Source organism: Gimesia sp. (assembly GCF_048260065.1).
In the GTDB taxonomy this organism is placed as follows: Bacteria; Planctomycetota; Planctomycetia; order Planctomycetales; family Planctomycetaceae; genus Gimesia.
The window spans coordinates 1-15,613 of sequence record NZ_JBLXHC010000003.1 but is presented as its reverse complement, the minus strand read 5'-3'; the positions used below and the strand labels follow the sequence as shown (position 1 = coordinate 15,613).

9 protein-coding genes are annotated in these 15,613 nt (G+C 49.7%); 4 read left to right on the top strand and 5 right to left on the bottom strand.

Going from position 1 to position 15,613, the window contains the following annotated elements:
- The first annotated feature begins 192 nt into the window (after positions 1-192).
- Positions 193-5,625: a PVC-type heme-binding CxxCH protein gene (locus ACN0YN_RS06220; RefSeq protein WP_417384134.1), complete on the top strand. Its 5,433-nt coding sequence runs from the start codon at positions 193-195 to the stop codon at positions 5,623-5,625.
- Positions 5,626-5,629: 4 nt separating this feature from the next.
- Here the strand turns inward: ACN0YN_RS06220 and ACN0YN_RS06215 are convergent, their stop codons facing one another.
- Together ACN0YN_RS06215 and ACN0YN_RS06210 are read right to left on the bottom strand one after the other, a co-directional pair.
- Entirely contained in the window at positions 5,630-6,166 is a 537-nt protein-coding gene (locus ACN0YN_RS06215; RefSeq protein ID WP_417384133.1) for a type 1 glutamine amidotransferase domain-containing protein, read from the bottom strand.
- Between the two features lie 43 nt (positions 6,167-6,209).
- Entirely contained in the window at positions 6,210-6,752 is a 543-nt protein-coding gene (locus ACN0YN_RS06210) for a hypothetical protein (RefSeq protein WP_417384132.1), read from the bottom strand.
- Between the two features lie 290 nt (positions 6,753-7,042).
- Between ACN0YN_RS06210 and ACN0YN_RS06205 the strand changes: the two genes are divergently transcribed.
- Both ACN0YN_RS06205 and ACN0YN_RS06200 read left to right on the top strand, forming a co-directional pair.
- On the top strand, positions 7,043-7,411 hold the full coding sequence (locus ACN0YN_RS06205) for a cupin domain-containing protein (RefSeq protein WP_417384131.1): 369 nt from the start codon (positions 7,043-7,045) through the stop codon (positions 7,409-7,411).
- A gap of 41 nt (positions 7,412-7,452) precedes the next feature.
- The gene (locus tag ACN0YN_RS06200; protein ID WP_417384130.1) at positions 7,453-7,842 is read left to right on the top strand and encodes a VOC family protein; all 390 of its coding nucleotides are present in this window, start codon (positions 7,453-7,455) and stop codon (positions 7,840-7,842) included.
- Between the two features lie 25 nt (positions 7,843-7,867).
- Here the strand turns inward: ACN0YN_RS06200 and ACN0YN_RS06195 are convergent, their stop codons facing one another.
- Genes ACN0YN_RS06195 through ACN0YN_RS06185 form a run of 3 tightly spaced genes read right to left on the bottom strand, consistent with a single transcriptional unit; the run spans position 7,868 to position 11,701 of the window.
- Positions 7,868-9,628: a sugar phosphorylase gene (locus ACN0YN_RS06195; protein ID WP_417384556.1), complete on the bottom strand. Its 1,761-nt coding sequence runs from the start codon at positions 9,626-9,628 to the stop codon at positions 7,868-7,870.
- Positions 9,629-9,632: 4 nt separating this feature from the next.
- A complete protein-coding gene (locus tag ACN0YN_RS06190) occupies positions 9,633-10,853 on the bottom strand; it encodes a glycosyl transferase (protein WP_417384129.1) in 1,221 nt (406 codons plus the stop codon).
- A 44-nt stretch (positions 10,854-10,897) separates the two neighbouring features.
- Positions 10,898-11,701, bottom strand: coding sequence for an HAD-IIB family hydrolase (locus ACN0YN_RS06185; protein WP_417384128.1), 804 nt, complete (start codon positions 11,699-11,701; stop codon positions 10,898-10,900).
- A gap of 270 nt (positions 11,702-11,971) precedes the next feature.
- Here ACN0YN_RS06185 and ACN0YN_RS06180 point away from each other — a divergent pair, with 270 nt between their 5' ends.
- A complete protein-coding gene (locus ACN0YN_RS06180) occupies positions 11,972-15,307 on the top strand; it encodes a LamG-like jellyroll fold domain-containing protein (protein WP_417384127.1) in 3,336 nt (1,111 codons plus the stop codon).
- Positions 15,308-15,613: the final 306 nt, after the last annotated feature.

Below are 15,613 nucleotides of genomic sequence, written 5' to 3'. Positions count from 1 at the left end.
GTTTTCTGTTGTCGCAATTTTGAAAGAGATTGTCGCATCACTGGATTGATCCGGCTTGAAAGTTGCTGGTACACTGGACTTTCGAAAGATATTAAAGAAATCTAATTATTTTGAAAAGCATACCTGAGTTTGAGAATAGATGGGAGGTATGCATCGCTCGCAAAATAATCTACTGCATGAGGAATAAATTTAATGTCTCTTAGACGTCTTCTGCTGTCACTCATTATTTTTATGTTTTCTTTTTCCAGTTGTCATGCAGATAATCGACAGTTCTATCAGGTCGGCATCGCGAAAGTTGACATTACCCCTGATTATCCCGTGCTCCTGAATGGTTATGCATCGCGGGGGACTGAATTGATTAACCGGGTCGAACAGCCACTCTGGGCCCGGGCGATTGCTATTCTAGATCAACAGAAACAACCACATGTCCTGCTCTCAGTTGAAAATTGCGGAGTACCCGCTGCGGTGACGAAGCAGGTTGTCGCTAATCTGAAAGAAACGCAGGATATCATACCTGCCGGACTGGTCATCTGTTCGACACACACGCATGCTGCCCCCATGCTTACCGGAGTGCTTCCCAATATTTACACGAAGGACCTTTCGACTTCAGAACAGGAAGTTGTGAATCGTTATACCGGGGACCTGATTCAAAAATTAACGTCCGTTGCCCAGCAGGCAATCAAAGACACCCAGCCAGCGCTGCTGGAGTGGGGGATCGGAACCGCGACCTTTGCGAAAAATCGAAGAAATATCTCTGGGCCGAATGATTATGACTTACCGATTCTCCGCGTGAAAAGTCCGGAAGGTAATTCGCGGGCAATCCTGGTGGGGTATGCCTGTCACTGCACGACATTAGGCGGAGTTCCGTTTATGTCAGGTGACTGGGCTGGCTGTGCCGTCGAAGGGATCGAAGCAGACGTTCCCGGATGTATGGCGATGGTAGTGATTGGATGCGGTGCAGATCAGAATCCGAAGTTCAGAGGAGATGATCAGGGAGCCGCGCGTGTGAACGGTCAGGCTGTTGCGACAGGAGTACAACAGTGTCTGAAAACCGGGCTCACGGCCATTACAGGTGATCTTTCTGCTGAGAGTGACGAAATCAAACTGCCGCTGGCGACGCTGCCGACTGAAGCAGAATGGAAACAGCGTGCCGGTAAACCGGGGATTACCGGTTACCACGCGAAAAAGAATCTGAACCGTTTAAAACGCGGTGAAGCATTAACAGCTCAGGTGGAATATCCGATCAAGACCTGGTCTTTTGGTGATGATCTGGCGATGGTCTTTCTCGGCGGAGAAGTCGTCGTCGATTACTCACTGGCAGTCAAACAAAAACACGGAGCGAAAGTCTGGGTGAATTCCTATGCGAATGATGTTCCCTGCTACATCCCATCGGAAAGAGTGTTAGAGGAAGGGGGCTATGAGGGAAAAAATGCCATGGTCTGGTACGACCTGCCGGGGCCCTTCGCTCCCGGGCTGGAGAAAAAGATTCTGGATGTCGTTTCACAGCAGATTCCTGATTCCTATGAAGCAACCGGTCACGTGAGCCGAACCGGTGGTAAGCGACCATTGACACCTGCAGAGTCCATTTCCCGTATGAACTTAAAAGATGATCTGAAAGTGGAAGTCATCGCAGCAGAGCCTCTGGTCGTTGATCCAGTGGCGGTGGAGTTTGGGCCCGATGGGAAATTGTGGGTCGTGGAGATGCGTGATTATCCTGCTGGCATGGACGGAAATTATAAACCCGGTGGAGTTGTCAAGTATCTGGAGGACCTGGATCGGGATGGCAGGTATGATAAAGCCACTGTGTTTCTGGAAGGGCTGGCTTTTCCGACGGGACTGATGGTCTGGAAACAGGGCATACTGGTTTGTACGGCTCCCGATGTGATCTACGCTGAGGACACGACAGGGGACGGAAAAGCAAATCTTCAAAAGAAGATTCTGACTGGATTCGCAACGCATAATTATCAGGCGCGGGTCAACAGCCTGACACCCGGACTGGATAACTGGGTCTATGCTTCCGGCGGTTTGTTTGGCGGTATCATCCAGTCATTTAACGGGCAGACAGTGAATGTAACGAATCGGGATTTTCGGTTTCAACCTGAAACTGGAGTTCTTGAGCCGGTAAGTGGCCGAACCCAGCAGGGGCGCGTACGCGATGACTGGGGAAACTGGTTTGGATGCCGTAACGGTACGCTCTGTGTGCATTACCCGGTCAATGAATCCTATTTCCAGAAAAATCCTTTTGTGGGATCGCCTCCTCCTGAAGTCTCAATTCCCAAAGGAGCAAATGCAAATCAGTTGTTTCCGGTGGGGGAACTGGTTCAGTTTCATTTGAGTGGACAGCGAGGACGTCCGACTTCTGCCTGTGGTCTGGGACTGTATCGGGATGATCAACTGGGAAAATCGTTTTATGGAAATGCTTTTGTCTGTGAGCCCGTGAACCAGTTGGTACATCGTCTGGTCGTGAAACCAGAGGGAGTCACCTTTTCGGGATTGCGGGCTCCCGATGAACAGGAACGGGATTTTTTAACATCCACCGATAACTGGTTCCGACCCGTCCAGGCGAGAACAGCACCTGACGGCTCGCTCGTGATTGTGGACATGTACCGGTATCTGATTGAGCATCCCAAGTTCCTCTCGCCAGAAGCGGTCCAGAAATTAAACGTTCGTGCTGGTGAGACGCGCGGCAGGATCTATCGAATTTCCGCAAAAGAGCAAACCTTTCAACCGGTCCCCAATCTAAAACAACTTCCTGCCCAAGAGCTTTCTCAGTTACTCAACAGTGCGAACGGCACACTGCGTGATATGGTGCAACAGGAACTGATTTTTCGGGATGATAAAGCAGTAGCCGGCTCTTTATTACAGATTGCCAGTGAAGGGGAGTTGCCCCAATCCCGTGTGCAGGCGTTATGTACTTTAGAAGGACTACAGGCACTGACACCGGAAATACTATTGCCTCTGATTAACGACCAGAATCCCCATGTGCGCAGAGAAGTACTTCGATTAGCAGAGCCTTTTCTGGAACAGTCGAAACCGCTGGCGAAGGCCGTACTTGAACTGGCAGGTCGGGAGCAGGAACTGACAGTACAACTCCAGTTGGCATATACGTTAGGTTATGTGAAAGAGCAAGAGGGGACCAACGCGCTGTTAGAGTTGCTGGAGCAGCATTCGGGAAACGTCTATCTCAGGTCAGCTGTATTAGCCAGTTTTAAACCCGCACGTTTGAGCTCTGCTCTGATAAGTCTGCATCCCCGAATCGCAGGCAAACCAAAATTACTGCCGATGTTTCATTCTTTGCTGCAAATGGCGGTTGCGACCAGGGAACCTGAGTTACTGAAGCAGGTTGCTACTGCGCTGACATCTCATATGGTTCAAAACCAGAAACCGGAAGCCTGGGAATGGCTGGCATTAACAGAGCTGACGGAGGCACTGCGTAGTCGTGAGAAATTGGGTGTTGAGAAACAGGTGCCGCAACTCAAGCAGCTTCTCAGTCTCGCATCGGGACAGGTCTCTGATACAGAGCAACCGGAGCCTGTGCGGATCGCTGCCTTACAGTTTGTGTTGTCAGTAGATCAAAGCCAGGACAGTCTTGAACTGGTTTCTGAATTGCTGTCACCTCAAACGGCGTTGAACATCCAGATGGCAGCCTTGAAAAGTCTGATCCAGTCACAGAGTCCTGCTGCGGTGGAACTGGTATTTGATAACTGGAAGCAATTTACCCCTGCTTTGCAGGCCGAGGTCATCAGCCAGTTGCTCTCCCGCGAAACGTCGACACTGGATCTGTTGAATCGGATCGAGCAGAAGGTCATTCAACCCGCTCAAATTGATTTAACGAACCGCCAGACGCTGATCGATCATAAAAGTGAAAAAATCAAACAGCGGGCGAGAAAATTATTTTCTGTCGCCACCAGCGCTAGTCGTGACGCAGTCCTGAAACAGTATGCATTGATCGATCTGAAGCAGGGGAGCGTGGATCGCGGCAGACTGGTGTTTGAGAAGCAGTGTGCCAGCTGCCATCGCTTGAACGGGAAAGGCCATGTCGTCGGTCCGGATCTGGCAGCGCTGACCGATCAGTCGAAGTCATTTTTACTGACTTCCATTCTCGACCCGAATAAAGCGGTCGACGGCCGCTATGCTTCCTATCTGGCTGTGACCGATGACGGTCGCATCACGACCGGGATTCTGGTGTCTGAGCAAAGCAACAGCATTACCTTAAAAGCACAGCAGGGAAAAGTTCAAACCATTCTGAGAACGCAGCTGGATGAATTAAGTAACAGTGGAAAGTCACTCATGCCTGAAGGTCTTGAACGCGAGATTCCACCTGATGCGATGGCGGATTTGCTGGTGTTTCTGCAGGAACACAGTGCACCTTTGAAATACACTTACTCTGGTTCAGTGAAACCGGATGTCAATTACCCGGACGATCCTTCAAATTTAAAACTGGTGAATCGTGCTACAGGATCAAACCGATTTAATGATGGTCAGTGGGTCGGGTTTCGATCTGCGGGAACAGAGCCACAACCGCGGATCGTGATTGATCTGCAGCGTAAGATGCCAGTCAATGCGTTGAGAGTCGTATATGGAGTCAATCATGAGCCGGGATCAATTCATGCCCCAGCTTCGATTCAGGTCTCTTTCAGTAACAATAACAAACAGTACGGCAATCCTCATCAGTTCTCCTCTTTTGATGATCACGCCGATGGACTGGGGCTTTATGAAATTGATCGGCGGACGATTGAAATCAACATTCCTGAACAGCGGGCACAGTTTGTTCGGATCGACTTTACCGGGAATCAAGGCTGGATTTTTCTCTCCGAAATCTCTTTGGCCAGTGCCTCTACCGGAAACCAGCATGTCGCGGTGCCCGTACTGCCTGGTGAAAAATCTTCAAAATCAGAGGAGACAGAGCCTGGTGCAAAAATCAAATCCCTGGTCGCAGCAGTCAAAGTGGGAACACCAGATGAATATCGAAATATCCCCGAGATCTGGCGTACCGCGATTGCTGTGGGAAAACGAAATCAGGCAGAGGAGCTGATGCGTCTGCTCGAGGTATCTCTTCCGGATCAGAACCAATCCCTGGAGTGCTGGCAGTCGGTCGTGATTGGAGGGGGAGTGATTAATGGAATTACGATTGCCGGTGACTGGCCTCGTAGCAGGATTGAATCGCTGCTGAAAGATAAGCCGGACTTGACGGTCCGTTGGAAGCAGGCACTCCAGCGGGCCGTCAAGATGGCCGACGATCCTGATGTGAAAGGGGGGACCCGTTACGATGCGCTGCGAATGGTAGCGATGCTGGATTATGACGTCTGCAGGAAACAGCTGAAACGCTACCTGACTGATGCCGGTCATGCCGAACTGCAGATGGGAGCCGTGAGTGGGATCGGCGATATCGATACTACGGCTGCAACGGAGGATCTGATTGAATCGCTGCCTGTATTGACTGTCCGTAATCAGAAAATCGCCCTGCAGGCATTACTCAGAACGGAGAGTCGCGCAGTCTCCCTGTTGAAGGCAATTCAACAGGAACCGAGATTATTAAAGTTGATCGACGCCGAAATTCAGCAGCAACTGAAGGTACATCAGGCTGCAGATGTGCAACAGCTTGCAAAACAGATATTTGATTAACCTGCTATGTCGTCTGGAGAACTTCGAGGATTCCCCTGCAGAAGTCCGGTAGATCAGAGGGACGTCGACTGCAGACAAAATGGCGATCGACGACTACGGGTGCATCTTCCCAGATAGCGCCTGCGTTGATCAGGTCGTCTTTGATTCCGGGGGAACCGGTGACTTTCACGCCGGAATAGATGCCTGCGGAGATCGGCATCCAGCCTCCATGGCAGATCGCGGCGATCAGTTTCCCACTTTCATGAAATTCCTGCAGAAGTGAGAGTACCTTTTCGGATCGTCTGAGTTTATCGGGCATCCAGCCGCCGGCACAGATGACTCCCTGGTAGTCAGCTGAGTTGATACTGTCGATAGTGACGTCTGAAACGGAAGGGTATCCATGCTTTCCCAGATAGGTCTTTCCCGCTTCCAGTCCTGCCAGAGTGGTTTCTGCGCCTGCTTCTTCCAGTCTGAGTTTAGGATACCAGAGTTCCAGATCTTCGTAGTCCTCACCGGTAAACAGAAGAAACTTTTGACCTGATAGTGGAAGAGAGACAGACATTTGTATACCTCAGATTTCGAATTAATTACTGGAATGGGGAACGTTAAGCAGCGGGCCACATCAGTCCGAAAATGACGCCGACGATAACAGCATATGCGATGGATTCAATGATGTGTCCGATAATGCGATTGTGAAACCAGATTGCGTGTTGGATTGTCGCTGATAAAAAAGTCAGAAGTCCGGCGGTGGCCACGAAACGGAAGACGACTTTGAATTCTGCTCCAGCCGGAATTGCCAGGGTGGCCAGATAGGCGAGTGAAAAACTGACGACCAGAAAGAACACAAAGGTCAGCCCCAGGTTTTTTCCCATGTTGACTTCGGGATAAACGGTCATCACGCCGCGGGGGCCTTTCTTCCATTTCTCCTGGTATTCCTGGCTTTTCATTTCATCAGATGATTTACAGCCTGGAAACATGTAACTGCCGACAGGCACATTGAGGGTCTGCATCGTTTTCAGAAACTCATCTTCCTGCTCTAGTTTTTTCCAGTCGTCCCGGTGGAGTTGCACGACCATCCACGATAGAAAACTGGCGAAAAACAAGGCAACGGCTGACAACAGAACTGGAAGCAGCAAACTGGTCAACATGTTTTGACTCCCGAACAAATGAAATCAGCTGGTCCGAATGGAACAGAATGACAGAGGTGTTTGAAAATGGATTGATTTTCTAAATCTGGTATCATGATAAGAATTCACTCATGGCATTCCTAGCCTGTATGAGGTGAAATATTTACTGATCCGATTTGAGCTTCCCAAGTCAGCTTTCGTATTCGGAATACTGGCAGTCTACCTCTGGATTTCATAGTGGAAGGGAATCACAATATGGTGATTCGTCACTGACAGCTGAATTCGTATTTTATATTTGAATAGGACTCATAATGCCTCGTTATATTGAACTGCCCACCATTGTGAAAGCGGCCGGTAACAAACCTAAGCAGATCGAAGAATTTGTAGGCCGTGTGAATACCGGAGATGAAACAATCAGCGTGGCCCGGATGGTGTCTCCCGGTGGCTGGGTTGAACCTGCACAATCTCCTGAATTTCAGGAGATGTCAGTTGTTCTGAAAGGCGTTCTGCATGTGGAAACAAAGCAGGGCGTCTTCGAAGTCAAAACGGGGCAGGCGATTATTCTGGATGCAGGAGAATGGGTCCGCTACAGCACTCCTGGAGATGCAGGGGCGGAGTATATCGCCATCTGCCTGCCTGCATTTTCGCCTGAGACCGTGCATCGTGAATCAGATGATTAATCGCCAGCATTCTCTTTCTTCCTTTATTTCAAGGAGCTGTCATGACAGCTGAAGGCGACTCTGTTCAGGAATTGGTTCCTCTCCTGTTTGTAGAAGATATTGACGATTCGATCTCCTTTTACACAGACAGGCTGGGTTTTGAAGTCAAGTTGAAATGGGAGCCTGAAGGGAAAATCATGTGGTGTCGATTGGAACGGGATTCTGTAGCTCTGATGCTGCAGCCGGCCTGTCCCGACGAGGATGGTACCCGGGAAGAACGTGTGAAAGGCGTTGGTTTCTTTTTTCTCTGCCATGATGCACAGGCGATGTATGAGGAGTTCATGACGAAAGGTCTGAACCTGGAGCCTCCCCGGGTCGCCTTCTATGGAATGAATCAACTGTTCCTCAAAGACCCAGATGGTTATGAACTCTGCTTTCAAAATCAGGTCTGATTTACTTCGAATAGGAGCCTCAAGGCTATTCGTGCGACCATCGATTGGTCAGCCAGATCACCTGATACGGTTTCAGGACCAGTTCTGCCCGCTGGTCAGAGTATAATTCGCCGCTGATCAGGTCGGTCCAGTTGTCAGTTCCGATCAGGTTGATTTCCGATAAGGGAACGATCTGTTCCTGGTTAGAAATATTATTGATGGCAAAAATACTCTGCTGGCGATCCATGCTCTGCCGCCAGAAGGCAAACACACTGTCTCCCAGGTGTAAAGTAAACTGTGTGGCGTTCGGGTGAAATGCCGGTTGACGGCGACGCACCTTCAACAGATGGCACATACCCTGGAAAACCTGTGCATGAATGGATGTGTCATCGGCCAATGCCAGTGCCAGTTTATGGTAATCCCAGCGATGGCGGTTGATCGAACGGTTGTGTCCGGTTTCTGCTACGGCTGCCTGATCATTGAGAGTACCAAGAAAACTGTGAATATAGACAGCCGGAATTCCTTCCAGAGCAAACATGATGGCATGCGCACACAGGAAGCGTTCGACCTGCCATTCGTCTTCTCCTTCCAGAGTCCCCTTCATTGCGTCAATCAGGGAAATGTTGATTTCATAAGGACGCTTGACGCCTCCCGCAAGCGACCGCATGGAGATGCGTGCGCCAAACTGTTCCATCATCGCGACCATGTTACTGATTTCTTCTTCACTCATCAGGCCTTCGGCGGGTCTGAGGCCGATACCATCGTGAGAGGCAATAAAGTTCAGATAAGTCGTACCATGCAGGGCAGGGGGCATGCTCATCATCCAGGTTTTCAAATGCTGACAGCTCCCGCTGAGCATGGCATTCACCAGGAGCGGGGGGAGTGAGAAATTATAGATCGCATGGGCTTCATTGGAGTTTCCGAAATAGGCCAGGTTTTCCCGGTTGGGGATATTGGTTTCCGTGATGATCATGGCCGTTGGTGCCACGAACTGGATCAGTGTCCGGAAGAGACGCACGATCTCGTGAGTTTCCGGCAGGCTCAGGCAACTGGTTCCTGCCACTTTCCAGATAAAGGCGATCGCATCGAGTCGAAAAATTTTCACTCCATGATCCAGGTAGAGCTTGATGATTTTGACAATTTCCCGCAGGAGTTCAGGGTTGGCAAAATTCAGGTCAACCTGGTCGTGGCTGAACGTGCACCAGACGTATCGTGTGCCTTCTGGAGTTTCAATCGGGCATAATAATTCATTCGTACGCGGGCGAACCACATCAGCTAAATCGTCTTCAGGAGAGGCACAGAAAAAATAATCTTTGCCCGGAGATTCTCCCCGTCTGAATTGTTGAAACCATTCACTTTCGCTGGAACAGTGATTGATCACCAGATCAGACATCAGCTGAAACTTTTCTGCGATGGCATTGATGTGAGACCAGTCACCCAGGTGTGGGTTCACCTGATGATAGTCGATAATGGAAAAGCCGTCATCTGAACTGTAGGGAAAGAATGGCAGGATATGAATTCCGTTGATGGTATCTTTCAGGAATTCTTCTGAGAACTGCAGCAGTGTTTCCAGTGGCTGCTGCTCCTCCGTGAGCAGACTGTCGCCATAGGTAATCATTACCACGTTCTTCTGATCCCAGTGATTCTGATGCGTCTGAGGTATCTGGCACATACCATCAGGGCACATGAGCTGAATCAACTCCCGGGCAAAAGATGTATGATCGATTTCGGGATAAATGATCTTTAAATGGTTTTCTACCAGAAACTGATACTCACTGACTGCAGTATGCTCAACGGGCTCACTCATGGTTTCAGGCAAACTCCGAATAGTCATCGTCAACTGCGGCACACAGGCTCGCAAAAATTTCCGGAACGGCACTTTGCACACGATTCCAGCTGGGAATAAATGGTGTTTCCATCGGATTATCCAGAAAATGCAGACCTGCTTTTAACACATTTTCCGCGAACAGCTCAACAGCTTTCTCTTCATTATGAATATCCAGTACCAGCCCATTGATGGTGGCATCGTTTCGATAAGTCTCAATGAAATCGAGAGCGATCCGATAGTAGGTGGCTTTAATCGAACGAAACGTTTCCGTAGAGAAAACGACGCCGTTTGTTGCCAGTTTGCGGAAGATACCTTTTGAAATATCAATCGACATTTTTGACAGGCCCGCCTGGGCATCGTCGACAGACAGGTTCTGATGCTTGTGATCATAGCAGTCGGCAATGTCGACCTGGCAGAGACGGTTAGTTGAGTAATTCCGTTTGACTTCCGAGAGCACGCCGATTTCCAGTCCCCAGTCGCTGGGGATGCGGATGTCGTTGATGACATCAACGCGAAAAGAAAACTCACCCGCCAGTGGATAGCGGTAGCTGTCGAGGTACTCCAGATAATCCAGTGAACCGAGTATTTTTTTCAGCGCTCTTAGCAGTGGAGTCACCAGTAACCGGGTTACTCGACCATTCATTTTGCTGTCAGCGACCCGTGCGTAATAACCTTTGCAGAACTGGTAGTTAAAACTGGGGTTGGCAACTGGATAGATCAGTCTTGCCAGTAAATTCCGATCATAGGTGAGAATATCACAATCATGCAAAGCGACGGACGCAGACGTCCCCTGTGCCAGGATATAACCCAGGCAGTACCAGACGTTGCAGCCTTTCCCGAGTTCGTTGGGAGCAAGTCCCTGGTTTTGCAGGACCGAATTCACTTCCTGCAGCCGCGGTCCATCGTTCCAGAGAATCCGGTGTTTCTGTGGCAGTCGACTGAAAAAGCGAATCGCGTGTTTGTACTGTTCTTCATCCGCCCGATCCAAGCCGATTACGATTTCATTCAGATATCGGACTTTGGCGAGTTCGGTCACAATTTTGTCGAGGGCTGGCCCTTCCAGTTCGCTGTACAGACAGGGCAGTACCAGGCTCATCGGACGAACTTTGGAAAACTCAAGCAGTTCGGCTTCCATTTCGTCAATCGGACGTGACGAAAGATTATGTAATGTCGTGATGATACCGTTTTGGTAAAAGTCTCCCATACCAGATCTCCATGATCGATGTTTGAGCGCCAAAACCGGGATGATCAGGTCAGTATTTCATCCAGTATTTGGGTTAACGCATCAGCCCATCCCTGTGGGCCGGTCTCTTGAGTTATGATGACCGAAGATTGCTTCTCAAGATCGGGAGGTTCGTGATGGGAAGAGCGCACAATGACTGCGATGTCTGCAGCATTCAGCATGGCGACATCATTCTGGCTGTCACCAAGTGCCACAAATCGAGGAATGAATTTCCCAGAACGGGTATAACACTCCCTGAACCACTGCAGACATTTTCCTTTGTCACACGCGCCAATCACATGCACAAACCGGCCGCCTCGCAGCAGCCGCAGACCATGATTGGCAATCAGTGCTTCAAACTTACGCAATTGATGTGCCGAGTCCTGCCAAATTAACGGCTCGGAAAATTCTCGTGTCATCGCCTGTTCAGCCTCGGATTCCGATAATCCCGTATATGCAATGACTTCAGAGACTTCCATGTCTGAAAATCCGGTAAACAGGAATTTTTCATCGCTCCGTTTTTTTTGAATGATTGACAGGATCTCAGTTCTGCGTGCCCCTAAAATATGCACGTCATTTCCTGAAATATGTGCAGTCGAGCCGATCGAATCGATAATCGATGAATCCGGAAAATAGATGGCAGAACCATTTTCCACCACGTAGGGATCGGTGTTGTTTAATGATTCCCGCAACGTGCGCAGCTCAGCAGCCGTTTTACTGGTATTCAGAATCAACGGAATTCCTGCAGCCTGTAATCGTGTCATGACAGGCAGAGCAGGCGCAAAGGAATACGTGTCATGATCCAGCAGCGTCCCATCCAGGTCACTCATGACAATCAGGGGGGGACAATTTTGCGGAGTACATTGAGTTTCAGCTGACATAACCTGCAGATGTGGTGAGAGGGAATAAAAAATCGATGATGTAACTGAAGAGCACTGTCAGCATCCTAACACGTACCTTTGCAGCAGACAAATGCATCCTGGAATTCGAACCGATTGTAGACAAATGTCAGAATCGAGTCCGTTTTCTTCTGAAAGATAGATTGGTAAACTGTGTTAAGTAATTGGTGTCTGCAACATGAAAATTGAAAGTTCGAGTTGATGCGAAAATTAATCCAAACTGCTGCTCTGTTTTTTTTGTCACTGGGCTCTGTTTTCAATCTTGCTGCCGCTGATCCCGGTACCATCACATTACAGGAACCCTGGAAATCACAATATACGAAAGAGAATGCCACAGGCCCTCATGTATTGGGGTTGTGGACCTTTGATGGTACCAATCCGGGGACTGATCTTTCACGAAATGGAAATACGGCATCGTTCAATGGAGCGGAGATTGAACCACAGGGAAAATTTGGCGCAGCCATGCGTTCATTCCCGGGTTTTCCGATAGAAGATAAACGGCACTGGGCCGCCGTCAAGGATTCTCCTGAACTTTCACCCCGCGGCGCGTTTACACTGGAGATGTGGATCAAACCTGAGGCCGATATTGAAAAAGCAGGTACTGCCTATCTGCTCGATAAAAAATATGTCAGCCACACTGACTATCAATTGATGTTTAACCCGGCAGGACGCACTGGTACTCGAACATTAAGAGCGGTCCTTGGCTTCGGCGACTTTTCTGAAACCTGGTATTCCGATCCCCTCCAGTTGAATCCTGAAACCTGGTATCACATCGTGTTCATGTACAATGGAGCCGGTCGAGGCAGATTTCTGGTCAATGGATTACCCCATGGTGAGAAAACGGTTGCTGGTGTGGGAGCGGTTACTCCCGGAACAAGACCACTGACGATCGGGGATCGTAACGGAAGTAACTATGGTGGCTTCCCAGGCCTGATTGATCAGGTCCGGATCAGCAGCGGTGAACTGGAATTTCGTCCTGTCCGCTTTGATCGTCTTACACAGCGAGCCTGCTATATCCGTATGGAGCAGAATCCATCACTCTCTTTTCAGGTTACAAATCTGCAGCCGGAACTGCTCTCAGAAGCCACCGTTACCTGGTTACTGAATGGCGATGTGCAGGGGACTTCTACGCTGAAGAATCTGGAATCGGGAAATCCCCAACAGGTCCTGTTTCCATTGAATTCGGCTTTACGTCCGGATGAATATACGTTGACGGCTCGATTGAAGACAGCTGGTCCGTCACAGACTACTGCGGAAGCGGTATTTCCAATTCAGATCGTGGGACGGAAATTGCCGGACCAGTTTCCCGTTATCATGTGGGGCGCCGGAGTTCACGAAGTGGATCGCTTGAAGAAAATCGGATTCACGCACGCTGTTGGAACCAGAGTCAACTACGCGAAGGTACGGGAGGCTGGGAAACCGACACTGGCCGATTCCGAGGAGAATGTTGCTGAAATGAGAGCGGGCCTGGATAAGGGACTGGCGAATGGCATCTCTTTCTATGCATCGCTGTCTCCCGGTTCCTATCTGAGGAACCAGGAAAAACTTCAGCGTGTGAACCGGGATGGAACGACGCATTCTTCACGTGAAGACATCTGTCCGCTGATTCCTGAGATTAAAGAGTTTACTTATAACGTGGGGGCTTCATTAGCACAGACCTATCAGGATTATCCGGCCCTGGATTCTGCTCTTCTGCACACCGAAGTCCGCGGACATTCACGTCCCTGTTTTCATGAGCATGACCGCGAAGCATTTAAGAAGTTTGCGGGAATTGAAATTCCCGCTGAAGCTGGTCCGCCTCGGGGTGTTGACTATAAGAAACTGAAAAACTTTCCCTCTGATCGCGTTGTCCCTGATAATGATCCGCTTTATGTCTATTACAAGTGGCACTGGAAAACCGGTGATGGTTGGAACGATTTAAACAGCGACCTGGAGCAGGGACTCAATTCGACTTCCAAAAAATTCTGGACCTGGTATGACCCGGCGATGCGCGTGGCGAGTGTATTTGGCTCTGGTGGAAATGTGGATGTGCTGTCGCATTGGACTTACAGTTATCCCGATCCCATTCGCATCAATGTCGTTGGTGATGAATTGTTTGCGATGGCCCGTGGCTCTCAAAAACATCAGGATGTGATGAATATGACTCAGATTATCTGGTATCGATCACAGACCGCACCGATACCAAAGAAACCGGGGGACGGTCCGGAGAATCGGGCGCACTGGGAAGAAGAACAACCCGATGCCGCTTTCATTACGATTTCTCCCATGCATTTACGGGAAGCTTTCTGGGCGAAGATTTCGCGCCCGATCAAGGGCATTATGTATCATGGCTGGCAGTCGCTGGTACCAACAGATGGGGCAGGGGGCTATCGATATACCAATCCACAAACTCAACACGAACTGACGCGATTGATTCACGACGTTGTCAAGCCTCTGGGACCGGCTCTGAAAACGATGCCAGACGCAAAGAATGATATTGCTTTCTATGAAAGTTTTGCCTCTCAGGTATTTGCCCGGCGCGGGACCTATGGCTGGAACGGTTACTGGCTGGGGGATGCTCACCAGATGTTGCAGTGGGCGGGCCTGCAGACAGATGTTGTGTTTGATGAAACGATTACTCAGACAGGCCTGGATCAGTACAAGGTGCTGGTCATGATGGACTGCGATGTGATTACCGAATCAATCCTGCAGACGATCAAAGCCTTCCAGCAGCGGGGCGGGATCGTGATTGCTGACGAGCGGGTTTCACCTGCAGTGAAACCCGATATTGTGATTACCTCTTACACGCGGACCGGCAAAGCGGATGTTGATAAACAGGAACTGCTGAAAAAGTCGGCAGAGCTGCGTCTGGCACTCACTGGTAAATATACCCGCTACGTAGATTCCTCAAATCCCAATGTGGTTCCTTATTACCGTCGCGGCCCGCATGCCGACTATCTATTTGTGGTGAATGACAATCGAGAGTTCGGCGATTATGTTGGCCACCATGGCCGCGTCATGGAGAACGGTCTTCCTGCAGAAGCGACTTTGTCTGTGAATCGCCAGACTGGCTATTACTATGATCTGGTGCAACATCAGCAGATCAGCACCAGTTCAGACCACCAGCAGCAAACAGCCAATGTGAAACTGGGGCCAGGGGCAGGCGGAATTTATCTGCGCACAGATCAGCCGATTGCTCAGGTGGCGATTGAGGTTCCCATGACATTGAAACGGGGGGAAGCAGGAACCGTTTCGATTCAGGTCATCGATGAACAGGGGACGCCAGTCGCTGCGGTGATTCCGGTAGAAGTCTCAATCGAAGATGCCGAAGGACGAATCGCGGAAATGTCGGGATATCGTGCTCTCCAGAATGGCACACAGAAATTTCAGATTCAGATCGCCCCCAATGATAAAGCAGGTGTCTGGAAAGTTCGGGTGAGAGAACTGGCTTCAGGAAAAAGCAGTACTGCTTTTTTTCGGGTGGCAGATGATAATTCTGCTGTGAAGCCACATGGTCAGAATATTAAAGGCTTTAACCCCGAGCAGCCTGCCGGCTGAAAGTCTCACGAGTCTCCGGTTTCTCAATACACCTGTCAATTCTGCTGGTAGGTGCGTCCGTTCCTGCTGCGCAAAATGTCATTTTCTCAGCGCTGATTCTGATCCGATTTCGGGCTTCACGAAACATTAGAGCGCGTCACATTTTAGTCTAGCGCGAATGCGGTAAGTCTGGTAGACTGGTGAAGTCTCATTTCATGGAGGATTTCACATGTTGATTTATTCCAAAGAACGCCGCCTCGAAGTTCTCAAAGCGTATGCAACCGGTTTAACAACCCGGGAGATTGCATTGCAATTTCAATGCAGTGA